The organism is Mesorhizobium sp. M0830, assembly GCF_040319965.1.
Lineage (GTDB): Bacteria > Pseudomonadota > Alphaproteobacteria > Rhizobiales > Rhizobiaceae > Mesorhizobium.
The window spans coordinates 111,175-128,390 of the sequence record NZ_JAMYOR010000002.1; the positions used below are offsets into that span (position 1 = coordinate 111,175).

The 17,216-nt window shown below is 62.6% G+C and carries 14 protein-coding genes; 1 reads left to right on the top strand and 13 read right to left on the bottom strand.

The window, feature by feature from the left end:
* Nucleotides 1–32: 32 nt before the first annotated feature.
* A complete protein-coding gene (locus tag NKI20_RS01965) occupies nucleotides 33–923 on the top strand; it encodes an NAD-dependent epimerase/dehydratase family protein (RefSeq protein ID WP_352827840.1) in 891 nt (296 codons plus the stop codon).
* Nucleotides 924–1,055: 132 nt separating this feature from the next.
* Here the strand turns inward: NKI20_RS01965 and NKI20_RS01970 are convergent, their stop codons facing one another.
* The 13 genes from NKI20_RS01970 to NKI20_RS02030 all read right to left on the bottom strand — a co-directional run bounded on the left by NKI20_RS01970 (nucleotide 1,056) and on the right by NKI20_RS02030 (nucleotide 17,122).
* Entirely contained in the window at nucleotides 1,056–2,567 is a 1,512-nt protein-coding gene (locus NKI20_RS01970) for a peptidoglycan DD-metalloendopeptidase family protein (protein ID WP_352827843.1), read from the bottom strand.
* A gap of 186 nt (nucleotides 2,568–2,753) precedes the next feature.
* Nucleotides 2,754–3,407: a protein-L-isoaspartate(D-aspartate) O-methyltransferase gene (locus NKI20_RS01975; protein ID WP_352827846.1), complete on the bottom strand. Its 654-nt coding sequence runs from the start codon at nucleotides 3,405–3,407 to the stop codon at nucleotides 2,754–2,756.
* Complete coding sequence (gene surE, locus NKI20_RS01980) at nucleotides 3,404–4,162, bottom strand: 5'/3'-nucleotidase SurE (protein WP_023757618.1); 759 nt, start codon at nucleotides 4,160–4,162, stop codon at nucleotides 3,404–3,406. The genes NKI20_RS01975 and surE overlap by 4 nt, the downstream gene beginning before the upstream one ends.
* Nucleotides 4,162–5,466, bottom strand: coding sequence for a serine--tRNA ligase (serS, locus tag NKI20_RS01985; RefSeq protein WP_352827851.1), 1,305 nt, complete (start codon nucleotides 5,464–5,466; stop codon nucleotides 4,162–4,164). Before serS ends, surE begins: the two co-directional genes overlap by 1 nt.
* Nucleotides 5,467–5,653: 187 nt before the next feature.
* Complete coding sequence (gene tatC / locus NKI20_RS01990; protein WP_352827854.1) at nucleotides 5,654–6,529, bottom strand: twin-arginine translocase subunit TatC; 876 nt, start codon at nucleotides 6,527–6,529, stop codon at nucleotides 5,654–5,656.
* Complete coding sequence (tatB, locus tag NKI20_RS01995) at nucleotides 6,526–7,326, bottom strand: Sec-independent protein translocase protein TatB (protein ID WP_352827857.1); 801 nt, start codon at nucleotides 7,324–7,326, stop codon at nucleotides 6,526–6,528. Before tatB ends, tatC begins: the two co-directional genes overlap by 4 nt.
* Nucleotides 7,327–7,355: 29 nt before the next feature.
* Nucleotides 7,356–7,577: a twin-arginine translocase TatA/TatE family subunit gene (locus tag NKI20_RS02000; RefSeq protein WP_013531295.1), complete on the bottom strand. Its 222-nt coding sequence runs from the start codon at nucleotides 7,575–7,577 to the stop codon at nucleotides 7,356–7,358.
* Nucleotides 7,578–7,745: 168 nt separating this feature from the next.
* Complete coding sequence (scpB, locus tag NKI20_RS02005; protein ID WP_023757622.1) at nucleotides 7,746–8,513, bottom strand: SMC-Scp complex subunit ScpB; 768 nt, start codon at nucleotides 8,511–8,513, stop codon at nucleotides 7,746–7,748.
* On the bottom strand, nucleotides 8,510–9,310 hold the full coding sequence (locus NKI20_RS02010) for a segregation and condensation protein A (RefSeq protein WP_352607052.1): 801 nt from the start codon (nucleotides 9,308–9,310) through the stop codon (nucleotides 8,510–8,512). The genes scpB and NKI20_RS02010 overlap by 4 nt, the downstream gene beginning before the upstream one ends.
* A 61-nt stretch (nucleotides 9,311–9,371) precedes the next feature.
* Complete coding sequence (gene nagZ, locus NKI20_RS02015) at nucleotides 9,372–10,391, bottom strand: beta-N-acetylhexosaminidase (RefSeq protein ID WP_352827861.1); 1,020 nt, start codon at nucleotides 10,389–10,391, stop codon at nucleotides 9,372–9,374.
* Nucleotides 10,392–10,525: 134 nt separating this feature from the next.
* On the bottom strand, nucleotides 10,526–13,984 hold the full coding sequence (locus tag NKI20_RS02020; RefSeq protein ID WP_352827863.1) for an SPOR domain-containing protein: 3,459 nt from the start codon (nucleotides 13,982–13,984) through the stop codon (nucleotides 10,526–10,528).
* Between the two features lie 103 nt (nucleotides 13,985–14,087).
* Nucleotides 14,088–15,845 (bottom strand): arginine--tRNA ligase, encoded by a 1,758-nt coding sequence (gene argS / locus NKI20_RS02025; RefSeq protein WP_352827866.1) that lies wholly within the window; start codon nucleotides 15,843–15,845, stop codon nucleotides 14,088–14,090.
* A gap of 62 nt (nucleotides 15,846–15,907) precedes the next feature.
* A complete protein-coding gene (locus NKI20_RS02030) occupies nucleotides 15,908–17,122 on the bottom strand; it encodes a deoxyguanosinetriphosphate triphosphohydrolase (protein ID WP_352827868.1) in 1,215 nt (404 codons plus the stop codon).
* Between the last annotated feature and the right edge of the window lie 94 nt (nucleotides 17,123–17,216).

Below are 17,216 nucleotides of genomic sequence, written 5' to 3' on the forward strand. Positions count from 1 at the left end.
GCCTCTCCATCAAGGTTGAAAGAGAGGTTGCGATGAGTTTCTATGTTGTTGTCGGTGCAGGGCCGGTTGGAAGCGAGACCGCTCGCCTTCTTGGCGAGGAAGGACATGATGTCGTTCTCACAAGCCGAAGCGTCGGCTCGAACGCGTTGCAGAACGTGCGGCCAATACAGGCCGACGCCACGGATGCCTCGGAGCTGTCGCGCATCTGCCGAGACGCCGATGTCATCTTCATGTGTGCGATGGCCACCTATCATCGGTGGCCGACCGACTTTTTTCCCATCATCGATGGCACCGTGCGCGCAGCGGAAACTGTCGGCGCGAAGCTCATCGTGCTCGGAAACCTCTATGGTTATGGGGAAAATGCCGATAGCCCGCTTCGCTCCGACCTGTCTCTGGACCCGACTTCGAAGAAAGGAACTGCCAGGACCATCATGTGGCAGCGGGCGGTCCGTGCCAAAGTACCGGCGATCGAAGTGCGGTCAAGCGACTATCTGGGACAGGGCGCGATCAGCTATTTCTCACTGGTCGCGCTGCCCTCCATAATCGAGGGGAAGCCCAACGCTTTCTTTGGAAACCTTGAGGCAACTCATGCCTGGAGCTTCACCAAGGACGTCGCCAGGACACTTGTCGCGGCCTCCCGCTACACGGGTGAATGGGGACGGGCATTTCATGTTCCCTCGCAACACGCCTCCCCCCGGGAACTCATCTTGAAAACCGTGGCGATGCTTCGCCGGGAGGTTTCAGAAGTACGTTCCTATTCGGTCTCAGAGATGGAAGCATTGGGCATGCATGAGCTTGTCGAGATGAGCTACCTCTTCGAAAGGCCCTTGCTGGTCGATTCATCCGACGCAGAGGCACTCTTAGGGGTGAAGGCCAGCAGCCTTGAAGTGATGATCGCCGACACGCTCCGCGATCATCTTTGAGTCTTGAGGAACAAGCATCTAGCGACCAACTGAAAGAGCCCGCTCCTGGCGGAGCGGGCTGAGCCGGCGGGCCGGACTGGAGGTCGACGGCCTGCAAATCCCTTTTTTTGTTCTATCCGAGATAGCCCCCGACTATTCGAGATAGCCGGAGGGATCGACCGGGGCAGAGTTCTTGCGCACTTCGAAATGCAGCTTCGGCGAGTCCGTCGTGCCGCTCATGCCCGACAGTGCGATTTCCTGGCCGCGCTTGACCTTCTGGCCGCGCTGCACCTCGATCGAGCTGGCGTGGCCGTAGACGGTCACCAGGCCATTCTCGTGGCGCACCAGAACCGTGTTGCCGAATTCCTTGAGCCCGTCGCCGGCATAGATGACGACGCCGTTCTCGGCCGCCTTGACCGGCGTTCCCGTCGGCACGGCGATGTCGACGCCGTCCTTGCCGGAGCCGAAACCGGAGATCACGCGGCCGCGCACCGGCCAGCGCATCTTGCCGATGCCGGTGGCGTCAGGCGCAACGGCATCGTCGTCCTCGGCCTGCTGGATGACTTTCGAATCTTTCTTCGGCGGCGTGTAGGACGCCAGCGTTTCCGACGGCGTGGTCTTTGCCGCTGGCTGCGTCGTGGCCGTGATCACCGGATCGATCTTGGCAGGCTTGGCGCTGGCGACCGTCGCGGCCCCACCAGTCGGCACCTTCAGGGTCTGGCCGATCTTAAGCAGTCCATCCTTCATCCCGTTGGCCTGCTTCAGAGCAACGACGCCAACGCCGGTCTTCCTGGCAATCGAAGACATCGTATCGCCCGACTGGACCGTGTAGGTCCCAGCGGCCTTGGCCGCGGCCATCTGCGGCTTGGGCTGCTTGGGCTGGTTTGCGGCGGCCGCCGTGTCGACCTGAGCGGCGGACTTGCCCTCCTTCAGCTTCGGCTGCTGGGGCAGGACCGCGACCTTTTCGGGTGCCGTGGCCGGCTGGTCGTGCTTGCCGTCTTTCGCCGGCTTGACCTCGGCGACTTTCGGCTCGCCTTTGTTCGAGTAGGCATAGGCCGGGATAACCAGCTTCTGGCCGGTCTTCAGACCCTTGGTCGCGCTCAGCCCGTTGACCTTCATGATCGCGTCGGCCGGCACCTTGTAGTGCTGCGCTATGCCTGAAATCGTTTCACCGTCCCTGACGACGATCTCGGTCGCATGCGGCGTACCAGCAGCTGCCACGCGCGGTGCATCGGGCTGCGCAACCTTGAACGGCGATGCGGCCGGAGCGACGGTACCGGTCGTGGTCCTGTCGACATGCGGCGCCGCAGCCAATGCGGTGCGCATCGGCTTTGCGGCAGGCGCCAGTGCGGGAGCCGGCTGCGCCTGGGCAACGGGCGGCGGCAATGGCCGCGTCGAAACCGGCTCGAGGCTGGAGCGGCTGACCGACTGTGTGTGGCTGCCATCGATGGGGGCGGCCGCGACATCACCCGGATAGGGCTGCTGTACGGCATCCTGCTTGTTGATGATCGCGCGCTGATTGTTCGTCGAGGATGTAAAGACGTCGTCGACGCCATTGAACCGCGAAACCTGGGAACTGCATCCCGCAGCAGCACCCGCGACCACCAGTATGGCGCAGCCTCGCGCCAGATTGCGACCGTTTGTCTTCAAAACTCTGAGTTGCATCGCACTAACCCGCACATACCCGGTACAAACTAGGCATGATTAAAGCGCGTTAATGTTACTCGACGGTTAACCCCATGGAATCCGGCGAAATTTTTCTTAAAATATTAGAGGGTGAGCTGAGGGGAGATTTTACGTCAGCCGAGCCGGTGTCGAGGACGGGCGCGAAGCTGGCGTTTGCAACATCGCCTATATGACGGCGGCCACGCTGCGCAGGATAGGCTGCAAGCGGACAAGGCCGATATCCTCACGCTCGAACCGGCTGCCGATCTTGGTCAGCTTGGCCAGCACCTGCTCGCCCTCCTCGGGCCCGATCGGGGCGATGACGATGCCGCCGCTCGACAGTTGGTCGAGCAGGAAGCGCGGCAGGCTGTCGAAGGCTGCCCATGCGACGATGCGATCGAACGGCCCTTCGTTCGGCAGCCCGCCGGAACCATCGGCCTGGCGCACGATGACATTGCCGATACCGAGCGCCTCGAAACGCTGCCTGGCCTGCTCGACGAGCGTCCTGTAGCGATCGGTGGTGACGACCCGCGCCGCCAGCCGCGACATCACGGCCGAGGTATAACCGGAGCCGGTGCCGATCTCGAGCACGCGATTGCCCTGCTCGATGGCGAGTGCGGCGATCACCGCCGCCTGCATGTCCGCGCCTTCGATCGCCTCGCCGCATTCGATCGGCAGCATGCGGTCCGACCAGGCGATCTGATGGAACTGGGCCGCCAGGAAGCCGCGCCGCGGCGTCGCCTCGAAGGCTGCGATCAACGCCTTCGGCACCGTCCCCCTGCCGCGCAGGCGCAACAGAAAGGCGGCAAAGCCTTCACGGTCATCGAGGCCCTGGTTCATGCAAGCGCCTTGCTCAGTTGATCACGGATTTCATGCGCGGTGAGGTCTAGCTGCAGTGGTGTCACCGACACCAGCCTGTTGCGCAGAGCATAGAGGTCTGTGCCTTGCTTGCCTTCGACCGGCTCGCGGCCGAAACGCAGCCAGTAATAAGGCAGGCCGCGCCCGTCACGGCGCTCATCGACCCACAAGCTGTGCACCAGTTTGCCTTGCGAGGTGACGACCGTTCCGGCGACCTCTTCTGGAAGGCAGTTCGGAAAATTGACGTTCAGCAAAACACCGTCCGGCAACGGCGTCGCGACCAGTTTCTCCAGCAGCGCCGGCGCCAGCGCCTCGGTCGTCTCGTAGGGGACGACGCGGTCCTCGCCGACATAGCTGTAGCCCTGGCTGAGCGCGATCGAGCGGATGCCGAGCAGCGCGCCTTCCATGGCGCCGGCGACGGTGCCGGAATAGGTGACATCGTCGGCGATGTTGGCGCCGGAATTGATGCCGGACAGGATCAGGTCGGGTGCGCCGGGAAGGATCTTCTTGACACCCATGATGACGCAATCGGTCGGCGTGCCGCGCACGGCAAAGTGCTTCTCGCCGATCTTGCGCAGCCGCAGCGGCTCCGAGATCGACAGCGAATGGGCGTAGCCTGACTGATCCTGCTCCGGAGCCACCACCCAGACGTCGTCGGACAGGGTGCGTGCGACGCGTTCGAGCGACGCCAGGCCTTCGGCATGAATGCCGTCGTCATTGGTCAGGAGGATGCGCATTATTTCGCTTCGATCTTTTCCAGACCGCCCATGTAAGGCCGCAGCACTTCAGGAATGGTTACGCTGCCATCCTCATTCTGATAGTTTTCGATGACAGCTATGAGCGCGCGACCAACCGCGGTGCCCGAACCGTTGAGCGTATGGACGAAGCGGTTGCCCTTGCCGTCTTTGTCCTTGTAGCGGGCGTCCATGCGGCGCGCCTGGAAATCCCCGCACACCGAGCAGGACGAAATCTCGCGATAAGCGTTCTGGCCTGGCAGCCAGACCTCGATGTCGTAAGTCTTGCGCGCGCCAAAGCCCATGTCGCCGGTGCACAGTGTCATGGTGCGGAACGGCAGGCCGAGTCGCTTCAGCACTTCCTCGGCGCATTGCGTCATCCGCTCGTGTTCGGCGAGCGAGGACTCCTGATCGGTGATCGACACCAGCTCGACCTTGTAGAATTGGTGCTGGCGCAGCATGCCGCGCGTATCGCGCCCCGCCGAGCCCGCTTCCGAACGGAAGCACGGCGTCAGCGCGGTGTAGCGCAGCGGCAGTTTTTCATGCGCGGTGATTTCTTCGCGCACCAGATTGGTGAGCGGCACCTCGGCTGTTGGGATCAGCCCAAGCCTGCCCTCCCCGTGCGGCGTGAAGAATAGATCTTCCTCGAACTTCGGCAACTGGTTGGTGCCGAACAGAACGTCGTCCTTGACCATCAGCGGCGGGATGACTTCTTGGTAGCCATGCTCGGTTGTGTGCAGGTCGAGCATGAATTGTCCGAGCGCGCGTTCCATCCGCGCCAGGCCGCTTTTCAGCACGGTGAACCGCGAGCCTGACAGTTTTGCCGCCCGCTCGAAATCCATCATGCCGAGGGCTTCGCCGATCTCGAAATGCTCCTTCACCCAGTTCGGCGGTGTCGGCGCCTTGCCGACGACGCGCTTGACGACATTGTCGTGCTCGTCCTTGCCGACAGGTACGTCGTCGAGCGGCACGTTGGGCAGCACCGCAAGCGCATCGTTCAGCGCCTTGTCGAGTTCGCGTTCGCGCGCCTCGCCATTCTGGATGAAGGTCTTGATCTCGCCGACTTCGGCTTTCAGTCTTTCGGCAAGTGCCGCATCGCCTGAACGCATGGCGTTGCCGATCTCTTTCGAGGCGGCATTGCGGCGCTCCTGCTTGGTCTGCAATTCGGTGACGTGTTCGCGCCGCGCCTCGTCCGAGGCGATCAGCCCGTCGACCGTGGACTGCGCCTCACCGGCCGACCACGAGCGCTTGACTAGCGCCTCGACAAGGGCCTTCGGGTTGTCGCGAATCCATTTGATGTCAAGCATGGTTCATCCGTCCTCAGGAAGCATGTCGCCCAAAAGTGCGCAGCGGTTTTGGACAACGACATGCTCAAAACAAAACTGAAACGCAGCGCTTGATAGCGATGCGTTTCAGCAAGAGGGGGTAAACCGCATCCTTGATCGATGCAAGATGAGGCTAGGCTGCGGCTGCCGTTTTCCACGCAGCCCGGTATTACGAGGCAGCAGGCGCCGGAGGCTCGTCTGGGGCTTTGTCCGCCACGGTTTCCGCGGTGTCCAGCTTCTCGCGCGCCACACGCTGCTTTTCCTGATCGCGCTCGATCAGCCGGGCGGCCCAGATGGAGACCTCGTACAGAAGGATCGTCGGGAGGGCCAGGCCGATCTGGCTCATCGGATCGGGTGGTGTCAGCACCGCCGCGACGACGAAGGCAATGACAATTGCCCATTTGCGCTTCTCGGCCAGCGCCTTTGAGGACAGCATGCCGACCCGCGTCATAAGGCTGGTCACCACCGGCAGCTGGAACACCAGGCCGAAGGAAAAGATCAGCGTCATGATCAGGCTGAGATATTCCGACACTTTCGGCAGCAGCGAAATCTGCACCTGTTCGTCGGTGCCGGTCTGCTGCATGGCGAGGAAGAACCACATCACCATCGGCGTGAAGAAGAAATAGACCAGAGACGCACCCATCAGGAACAGGATCGGCGAAGCGATCAGGAACGGCAGGAAGGCGTTGCGCTCGTTCTTATAGAGGCCTGGCGCGATGAATTTGTAGATCTGCGTGGCGATCAGCGGAAAAGCGATCACCATGCCGCCGAACATTGCGAGCTTGACCTGGGTGAAGAAGAATTCCTGCGGCGCGGTGTAGATCAGCTCGACCTTGTGCGGATCGAGCCCTGCCCACTGCGTCGCCCATCTGAACGGCACGACCAGAAGGTTGAACAGCTTCTTGGCGAAGAAGAAACAGACGAGAAAGGCGACGAAGAAGCCGCCCAGCGACCAGATCAACCGCCGGCGCAACTCGATCAGATGCTCCATCAGCGGCGCCGACGATTTCTCGATCTCGTCCTTTTCCTTGTCCGAAACGCTCACTTGGCGGCTCCCGCCGTCTTCTTGGCCGCCGGTGTCTTGGCCGGCGTAGGCTCCGGATCGGCTTTCGCCACGGTCTTGATCGCGATCGCCTTGGCCGCAGCAGGCTTCGCGGTTTTGCGCGTTTCAGCCTTTGCCGCCGCCACGGTCTTCGCTGGCGCTTTGGGCGTAGGCGGGGCCTTGGTGGCGATCGTTTTCGCCGGCGCAGGAGCCTTTGCGACATTCGTCGAAGCCGTGGCCGGTACTTTTGCAACCGGCATTGCCTTTGCCGGCGCAGCCTTGGCCACCTTCGCCGCGGACGCCTTTGGCGCTACGACCGGTTCTGTCGGCAATGACGACGTCACCACCGAGTCATCGGCCATTGCCGGGAAAATTGGCGCTGCCGGCGTGGCTTCCGGCCCGTTGACGCCAGGCATGGTCGTTGCGCCATTCTTCAAAGGCTCGGCCGCCAGCGGCGTCGAAGCGGCAGGCATTGCCGGATCGGCCGCCGGCTTGGGCTTCATCGCCGCATCGACGCCGGAGCGAACGTCGGCCGCGGCCTGCTCGAACGGATTGAGCTGCTTCTTGATCTCGGCCATCGGGCTGAGGCCTCTGAGCTCGTCGACCGACTTCTTGACGTCGTCAAGCTCGGCTTCCTTCAGCGCTTCGTTGAACTGCTTCTGGAAATCGGACGCCATCGCGCGCAGCTTCGCCGTCGTGCGCCCGAAAGTGCGCAGCATATTGGGCAAATCCTTGGGTCCGACGACCACGATCATGACGATCGCGATGACCAGCATTTCGGTCCAGCCGACTTCAAACATGGCACTCTGTTCCGACTAGAACCTGTGGCTCAGCTCTTGCTGGCTTTTTCCTTCGCGGCCGCAACGGTCTCATCCGCACGGTGTTCGACGGTGCGCTTGTCTTCGGCAACGTCATCGTCGGCCATGCCCTTCTTGAAGCTCTTGATGCCCTTGGCCATGTCGCCCATCAGCTCGGGAATCTTGCCGCGGCCGAACACCAGCAGCACGATCACCAGCACGATCATCCAATGCCAAATCGAAAATGAACCCATAGCAAATCTCTCTCGAACGTTTTCCCTGGCGATGATCTATGCGCTTTCGCGTAGGGATTCAAACACAACTGCGACAGAGTTTATGAAAGGGTGGCGGATGTCACGCATTTTCAACGCGATGGCCCGCTACGAATCCGCGCATCCTCGACAGATTGGCAGCTACGCCAGTCAATCCTCCGTGACGCGCGGCGTCAGCAGGCCGAGTTCCTCGAGGTCGATGTCGGTCAGAGCGTCCTCGTCGTCGGTCAACGCGTCGGGATCGGCCGGCGGCTGCGGAATGGAGAAATTCGACGGCATGCGGCCCGAAAGCAGCCCGGCCCCTTTCAGTTCCTCCATGCCCGGAAGATCGCGGATCTCCTCCAGCGCGAAATGATCAAGGAAAGTGTCGGTGGTGCCGTAGGTGACAGGGCGTCCCGGCGTTTTGCGCCGGCCACGCATGCGCACCCATTCCGTTTCCAGCAGCGTGTCGAGCGTCCCTTTCGAGGTTTCAACGCCGCGGATGTCCTCTATTTCGGCGCGCGTCACTGGCTGGTGATAGGCAATGATCGCCAACACCTCGAGCGCCGCGCGCGACAGCCTCCTTTGTTGGACAGTATCGCGGCTCATTAGGAAAGCCAGATCGCCGGCGGTGCGGAATGCCCAGGCATCGCCGACGCGCACCAGATTGACGCCGCGCCGGGCATAGATCTGGCGCAGTTCGGCCATGGCCAGGGCGACGTTGATGCCATCTGGCAGACGCGCCGCAAGCTGCTTTTCGCTGACAGGTTCAGCGCTGGCGAACACGATTGCCTCCGCCATGCGTACGGCTTCCGCCAGATGCAGCCGCTCGGCCGGATTCTGCACCTGCTGCTCTGAAGGATACTGGGAGAGCGACTCCTCTTCGGGTTCATCGCCGACCTTGAACGGGATAACCGAAGCGTTGGCGCGTTCGCTCATGATGCCACCTCGACTGCCTTGATTGCCTGCGCGCGGCCGCGCAGATAGATCGGAGCGAACACGTCGTCCTGCCGCATGTCCATCGTGCCTTCGCGCACCAGTTCCAGCGTGGCCGCGAAAGAGCTGGCGATCGCCGTGCGCCGCTCCTCGGGGCTGGTCATGTACACGATCAGGAAACTTTCCAGCGTCGCCCAGTCGTGCAGGGCTCCGACCAGGCGGGTCAGGATATCGCGCGCGTCCTTGAGCGACCAGACACCACGCCTGGCGATCGTCACATTGTTGATCGCCTGCTTCTGCCGCTGCTGGGCATAGGCGGTCAGGAGATCGTAGAGCGAGGCCGAATAGGCGTTACGCTTTTCGACGATGACCATTTCCGGCATGCCGCGCGCGAACACATCACGGCCAAGCCGGTTGCGGTTGACAAGGCGAGCCGAGGCGTCGCGCATGGCTTCCAGCCGCTTCAGCCGGAACTGCAGCACCGCCGCCAGTTCCTCGCCGCTTTCGCCCTCATCGCCCGGCTGTTTGGGGATCAGAAGCTTCGACTTGAGGAAAGCCAGCCACGCCGCCATCACCAGGTAGTCGGCGGCAAGCTCGAGCCTGAGTGCCCTCGCCGTCTCGACAAAGGTCAGATATTGCTCGACCAGCGCCAGGATCGAAATGCGCGCCAGATCGACTTTCTGGGTGCGGGCGAGATGCAGCAGAAGATCGAGCGGACCTTCGAAGCCGGCCACGTCGACGACCAGCGACGGGTCGCCGGTGACGCGTGAATCGTCATTCTCGGCCCACAGACGGTCCATCGGTGCGGCCTTCGCGGCCTTGCTTTCCAATGTTTCCGCCACTGCTTTTCACTTTCCCTTGCTAGGCCACCGCATCGAAGTAGGTGGCGAATTCGGCGCGTATCTCGGTTTCTTCCACCGCGTCGCGGTTCTTTATATAGGTCAGCGCCCGCTTTGCGCGCTCCAGCGACGCGCCCTCGAGCCCCGTGGTCCGCGATGCGATGCCGGCCATCTCCTCGAAAACGCCATTGCAGTGAAGGACCAGATCGCAGCCCGCGGCAAGGATCGAGGCCGCCTTTGTCGGGAAATCCCCAGAAAGTGCCTTCATCGAGGTGTCGTCGCTCATCAGCAGCCCGTCGAAACCGATTTCGCGCCGGATGATCTCGTCGATGACCTTGCCGGAGGTGGTCGCCGGATTGTTGGGATCGATGGCGCTGTAGACGACATGCGCCGTCATCGCCATCGGCAGATGATTGAGCTCCCGGAACGGAGCAAAATCATGCCGCTGCAGATCGCTCAGCGAGGCATTGACCACAGGCAATTCGAAATGCGTGTCGGCAAAGGCGCGTCCATGGCCCGGAATGTGCTTCATGACCGGCAGCACGCCGCCCGACATCAACCCTTCGGCCGCGGCGCGGCCGAGTTCGATCACCGGTCGCGGTTCCTTGCCATACGCACGCGCGCCGATGACATCGCTGGCGCCCTCGATCGGCACATCGAGCACCGGCAGGCAATCCGCGGTGATGCCGTAGCGCAGCAGGTCAAAGGCATGCAGCCGCGCCATCAGCCAGGCCGCGCGGGCGCCGGCATCGTGATCGTCGCGCCACAGCGCGCCGAGCGCACCACCGGCCGGATAGTTCGGCGCCAGTGGCGGCCGCAGGCGCTGCACACGGCCGCCCTCCTGGTCGATGAACACCAGCGCGTCCGGACGCCCGATACAGTCGCGCATCTCGGCGACCAGATCGCGGATCTGTTCGGTCTCGCCGATGTTGCGCGCAAACAGGATGAAGGCCCAAGGGCATTCATTGCGATAGAAATTGATTTCTTCGCGTGTGAGCGATTTCCCGGCACAGCCGAGGATCATGGATTTTGATTCGGTCATGTCAGCAGTTTAGGGCTTCACGCGATCAAAGGGAATCATCCGGATCACAAGCCGTCAAACGCCAGATCTGCTTTCCCCATGAAAAAGCCGGCGCGGTGACCGTGCCGGCTTTTTTCAATTGGTTGGCTCCGGCTCTAGCGCGAGACGAAGCAGTTGCCGCCGGCGGCCTTGTAGCTGGTGCACAAATTGATCGCATCATTGCGCGACTGGGCCGGAACGCGCACGCGGTAGAACGTGCCCTTGCCGGCGATCTCGGCCTTGACGATGTTGGCGGTACGGCCGGCGAGCACGCTGCCATAGCGGCGCTGCAGATCCTGATAGCTGGACTGGGCGCTTTCGACCGTCGGCTGTGACGCAATCTGCATCGACCACGAGCCGCCGCCGGTCGCGGTCGACGCCGGATCGATGGACGCAACCTGATCGGGCTTGACCTCGCCGACGACGTCAACCGGCTGGTCGGACGGACGCTGCGGCGCGACCGGAACCTTGGTCGGCGTGTTGGCGGACTGCGCCTTGGCCTCAGCCTTGGGCTTGGCTGTCGCTACCGGCGCTGCCGCCACCGGTGCTGCAGCCACCGGTTTGAGAGCCGGTCCATCATCTGCCTGGGCGGCGGCGGGCGCTACAGTGCCGGTCTGGTCCGCATCGGCCTTCGCCAACGGCGCAACATGCTGCGGCGCCGGGTCGACCGGCTCGGTTGCGGCCACTTGCGTCGCGGCCGGCGCCGGATCCTCACGCGGCACCAGCGAACCATCCGACTTGACCACCATGGTCCTCACCTTGCGCGGCGCAACGGCAACGACATCGGCGTTGGTACCCTTGTCGGCATCCTGCAGCACCTGCGCGATGCGATCCTCGGACTTGGGCGCGGGCGCTGTGTTGTCGGTCGAAGCGGCGCCGGCGGTCGGCACGGCGTTGCCGTCATCGGGTCCGATGGTGACTGCGGCGCCGGCGTTCTGGTCCGGCGAAAGATCGATGGCGCGGCTCGGATCCTTCGCCTGAACGTCCACCGGATCTTCGGTGTTGGTAACCAGTTTCTCCTGGACCGGCTCGGCGGGCTTCGCACCCCTGACCGCGTCATAGACCTTGTTGTCCTGGTTCGGTACCACGGCCCCGCCCGGATTCTCCGGCTTGACCTTGATAGGCGCGTTGTCGGCCTTAACGATCACGGGCGCTTCAGTGCCGCCCTTGCCGCCGAAAGACAGCGCAAAGGCGCCAAGGCCGCCCGCGACCGCCACCCCACCGACAATCGCGGCGATGAGCAGGCCACGTCCGCGCGAAGGCCTTGCAGCCTCACGCTCGCCGAGGCCCGGAACAGCCATCGCCTCATCGAGTTCGGGATCGTAGTCGAGTTCGTCGACGGTGAAATCGTCCGCCTGTGAAGCCGGCTGATTGCCGGGCAGACTGTCGAGATCGAAGCCGTCGGCGGCATCGGCATAACCTGTTGGCGCCGCCGTGCGGGCAGACACTTCCATGGGCCGCGCCGCATAGGTCCGCGCTTCCGGCTCATAACCCAGCGAGGCCCTGTCATAGCCCGGCTTGGCCCTGTCATAGCCCGGCTTGACGCTGTCATAGCCCTGCTTGGCGTTGTCATAGCCCTGCTTGGCTGTGTCATAACCCGGCTTGAAACCCGCGGCGTAAGAGTCATCTTCGTAAGACGCCACGTAGCTCGCGGTAGCGGGAGCGACCTCCACCGCGTTCATCTCGGAGAGAAGGCTGGAGAACTCGGCGTCGAGATCGTCATAGCCAGGCGACGCCGGCTGATCTTCCTCGAAATGCAGTTCCGGAATGTCGAGATCGTCCGCCAGCGCCACGACACGCTCGGGCACATCGACAGTCTCGACATCGGGCATGTCTTCGTAACGCGCTGACTGGCGCGATTGCTGCGCGGATACAGGGGCGACAGTTTCGACCGGCTCGGCCGAACGGTAGGACGTCACCCCGGCGACCGCCGAGGCTGTGGTCATGGGTGCCATCGAAGCGGCCGGCTGACCACCAACCGGAGGCTGAGCGCTAAATGAGGGCTGTTGCGGAACCGGCGTCACGCGGCTCCACGAACGGACTGGCTCGGGCGGCGTGGAACGCTCCGCCGGCCAATCGAGAGAATCCGTCGAATTGTCCCGGGAAGCGGACGCATCACGCGGGTCCAGGCTTTTGGCAAAGGCCGCGTCGAAGGCGTCATCGTCGAAATCGACATCACCATGTCCGGCAGCCTCCGAGCCCGGATCCCGATCTTCAGGTTCATCATGCAAAAGATCGTCGACATCGGCATCGGCCGCCTGGGCGGTGCCGAGGTGGTTAGGCTCCTCAGGAGCGGGTTCGTCAAGATCCCAGTCGAGCTCACCGACAACATCGGCCGGCTCCTCGGTGGTCTCTGCAGCCTCGGCGACAGGCGACTGCGCGGCGACAGCCGGCTGAGCCATGACCGGCTCCTCCTTGGCTACAGGCGCCGAGCGCGCGGTCATGGCGCCCAGCAGCGCATTCAACTCGTCTTCCAGGCTCCGTTCGTCCTCGATCGGGGTTTGCTCCGGCTCGGCTGCGATGACGTCTGGCGCCACCGGCTGGACCGGAGCGGCGACAAACTCAGTGGCCGGTTCTTCGACTGTTTCGGCAAACGTGTCGTCGAAATTCAGGTCGAAAGCATCATCCGACCCTGCTTCAGCGCTGGGCGTCTCGCCCTGCGCATCCGCGCTATCGGCAAGCATATCATGCGCTTCCGGCTCCTCGGATGCGACCGGCTCGTCAGCGCGAACGTCAAAATCCATGTCGACATCTGCCATGCCGTCGTCGAGATGGCTGGCAAGATTTTCGTCGGAGGCAAAATTTTCGTCGGGGGCCTGACCGTCAGGCGCAGCAGCCTGCTCCGGCATGGGGTACTCGACGGGATCGGCAGCCCTGTGGGCCTGTTCCATCACCGAATGGTCGTCGAGCATCAGCTCGTCTTCGAGCGAGATCGCAATCACATCGTCGAATTCATGATCGGAGGCGGCCGTCTCGGCAGCAGGCGCGTCGTCAACAGCGTGCTGGACCTCTTCAGCTTCCTCGTCAATCCGGAAGTCATGGTCGAGCGACGCGGCAAACTCGTCCGCCATCGGCTGATCGTCCTCGAAGGGCGAGACATCCTCAAGCGAACTGGCGACGGCATTGCCGAAATCGGCGTCGAAAGCCGGCTCGACGGACGGTGCGGCTTCGGCAGCGCCCGATTGGCTGGAGCCGGTAGCTTGGTCGTCGACGTCAGCCATGTCCAGATGGAAATCGTCGTCGAGCGAAACCGAAAACTCGTCGTCATCCGTTGCGCCGGCCTCAGCCGCTTCGAACGCCGGCCGATGCTCGAAAGTAGGCTCATGGGCCTCGGCAACCGGAACGGCGTCGCCGTCGTCAGCGCCGAACTCGGCCATCATTTCCTTCTCGAGATCGATATCGAAATCGCCCTCTTCCGCCGCGTGATCGGCGGCTGGGGCTTTCGGCTGGGCGGGCGACTGCGGCTTGACCGGCTGGCGCGGGTCGAACCCCATGATCCTGGTCAGTTCCGCGAACGGATCATCGTCGGCGATGTCGTTGTTGTCGGCTACTCTCAGCTGGGTTCTGTCTGCCATTATTGTTCCCGAACTCGCACTCATTCGGACGCCATGGACGTCGCGTAGGGTTGGCCCTTACCAGCGCAATGTGGGCAAAAGGTGACAGGTTATTTAGTCAAACCTAACGCATTTCGGTGGGCGCGGCGGCTCCGATCAGCGTCAGGCCGGACGTCAAAACGTCTGAAACAGCCTGCACCAGCCCTAGTCTGGCATGCGTCAATTGTCGGTCGTTAACCTTAACAAAACGTAAGTCGGGATTATCCGTGCCACGGTTCCAGTGTCCGTGGAAGCTGGAGGCCAGATCATAAAGGTAGAATGCCAGCCGATGGGGCTCGAGCGCAAGTGCGGCCGACTCGATCAGGCGGGGATATTCGGCAAGCTTGCGGATCAGGCCGATTTCGCCGTCGTCGGTTAGCAAAGCCACGGCGGACGCGAGGCTGTTGCGATCGAAATTAGCCTCGCCCAGTTGCTCGCTCGCCTGCCTGAATACCGAATGGCAGCGTGCCGAAGCGTACTGCACATAGAACACCGGATTGTCCTTGGACTGCTCGGTCACCTTGGCGAAATCGAAATCCAGCGGCGCGTCGTTCTTGCGGTAGAGCATCATGAAGCGGATCGCGTCGCGGCCGACTTCCTCCACCACTTCGCGCAACGTCACGAAATCGCCGGACCGCTTCGACATGCGCACCGGCTCGCCGTCGCGAAACAGCTTCACCAATTGGCAAAGCAGCACGGTGAGCTTCACCTCGTCGCCGGCAATCGCCCGCGCCAGCGCTTCCAGCCGCTTGACATAGCCGCCATGGTCGGCGCCGAGCACATAGATCAGGTCGACGAAGCCGCGATCGACCTTGTCCTTGAGATAGGCGACATCGGCGGCGAAATAGGTGAAGGAGCCGTCCGACTTGACCAGCGCCCGGTCCATGTCGTCGCCGACCGCGGTCGAGCGGAACAGCGTCTGCTCGCGGTCCTCCCAATCGTCGGGCTTCTCGCCCTTGGGCGGCGGCAATTTGCCCTTGTAGATATGGCCCTTCAGCGTCAAATCGTTGATTGCCGAGCGGATCTTCCTGGCATTCTCGGCGTGCAGCGTGCGCTCGGAGAAGAACACGTCGTGATGCACGTTGAGCATCGCCAGATCCTCGCGGATCATCGCCATCATCGCATCAATGGTGCGGTCCTTGACGATGGCGAGCGCCTCGTCGTCCGGCATCAGCAGCAAAGAGCGGCCAAACTCCTTGGCCAGCCTCTGCCCGACAGGGACAAGGTAATCGCCAGGATAGAGACCGGGAGGTATTTCGCCGATGTCCTCGCCGAGCGCTTCGCGGTACCGCAGGAATGCGGAGCGACCGAGCACGTCGATCTGCGAGCCGGCATCGTTGATGACGTATTCCTTGGTCACGTCGTAGCCGGCAAAGGCCATCAGGTTGGCCAGCGCGTCGCCAACGACAGCGCCCCTGCAATGGCCGACATGCATCGGCCCTGTCGGATTGGCCGAGACATATTCGACATTGGTCTTCCTGCCAGCGCCAATCGACGAGCGGCCATAATTGCGGCCTTCGCCAAGCAAGGCGGTCAGATGCACCTGCCAGAAGCCGTCCTTCAGCCGGAGATTGACGAAACCCGGGCCAGCCACTTCAGTGGCGGCGACATCCTTGTCCTCACGCAGCGCTTGCGCCAGTCTCTCGGCCAGCACGCGCGGATTCTGGCCGGTCGGCTTGGCCAGCACCATTGCCGCATTGGTCGCCAGGTCGCCATGGCTGGCGTCGCGCGGCGGCTCGACGGCAATGCGCGACAGATCTGGCGAAACGCCATTACTGTCTTTCAAATCAAGCGCTTCGACAGCTTTTATGATTCGCGCGGTGAAGTCGGCGAAGATATTCATGGGAATGGCTCTGGTGGCTTTACAGGGAATCCGGCTCGTTGGCCGGCAAAATCGAGCCCGGCCTAGCTCAATTCCGGCGTATGGTCAAACAAACGCCGATGTTCCTTGAGCGCATAGGTGTCGGTCATACCCGCCAGAAAATCAGCAACGCTGCGCGCCTTGATGCGAACGGCGGCCCGATCCAGTCCCTCGCGCCAGCCGTCCGGCATGGCGCGCGGATCGGCGAAATAGGCGTCGAACAGATCGTTGACGATCCGCTCTGCGTCCGCGCGCACACGCATGACTTCCGCGTGCCGATAAAGATGCTTGTAGAGAAAGGCCTTCAGTTCTTTCTCGAAGGCGGCCATTTCGGCCGAGAAAGTCACCATCGTCTCGCCAGCCGCCCTCACGGCATCGGCGTTCCGCGGCCTGATGCGCTCCAGATTGGCAGTGGTGGAGACGATGACATCCTCGACCATGGCAGTGATCTGCCGCCGCATCAGCTCATGGCCGGTGCGTACGTCATCAAGAGAGGGGTAGCGTGCGCGCACACCTTTCAGAATGGTTCCGGGCAGCGAAACCGTCTCCAGCATATCCAGCGTCAGCAGCCCTGCTCTCAGGCCATCGTCGATATCGTGCGTGTTGTAGGCGATGTCGTCGGCGATCGCAGCGCATTGCGCCTCGATTCCGGCAAACCGGTCCAGTTCGAGGTCGTGCAACTGCGAATAGTCACGGATTGCCTGCGGCACCGGCCCTTTCAGACCTTGACCGTTGACATCCGTCAGCGGTCCATTGTGCTTGACCAAGCCTTCCAGCGTTTCCCAGGTCAGGTTGAGCCCGTCGAATTCGGCATAGCGCGCTTCCAGCCTCGTCACGATGCGCAGCGATTGCGCATTGTGGTCGAAACCACCCCAGGCGGCCATCTTCTCGTTCAGCGCGTCCTCGCCGGTGTGGCCGAAGGGCGTGTGGCCGAAATCATGCACCAGAGCCACCGCCTCGGCGAGATCCTCATCGCCGCGGAGCGCTCGTGCCAAAGCGCGCGCGATCTGCGCCACTTCGATCGAATGGGTCAGCCGAGTGCGGTAATGGTCGCCCTCATGCGCGATGAACACCTGCGTCTTGTGCTTGAGACGGCGGAAGGCCGTCGAGTGGATGATGCGGTCACGGTCGCGCTGGAACGGCGTGCGGGTCGGGCTCTCCACCTCGTCGAAAAGCCGTCCGCGCGACTTTGCCGGATCGCAGGCATAGCGGGCGCGTGGCCGATAGCCAAATCCGATGTCGCCCAACTCATTGGTCATGGCTGATGCCGCCGCAGTTGACTTGGTCCAGATAATTTGGGCCTGGTTGACTTGGCCCCTCGCGCTTCATACCTATCATGTGAAACCGAAAGCA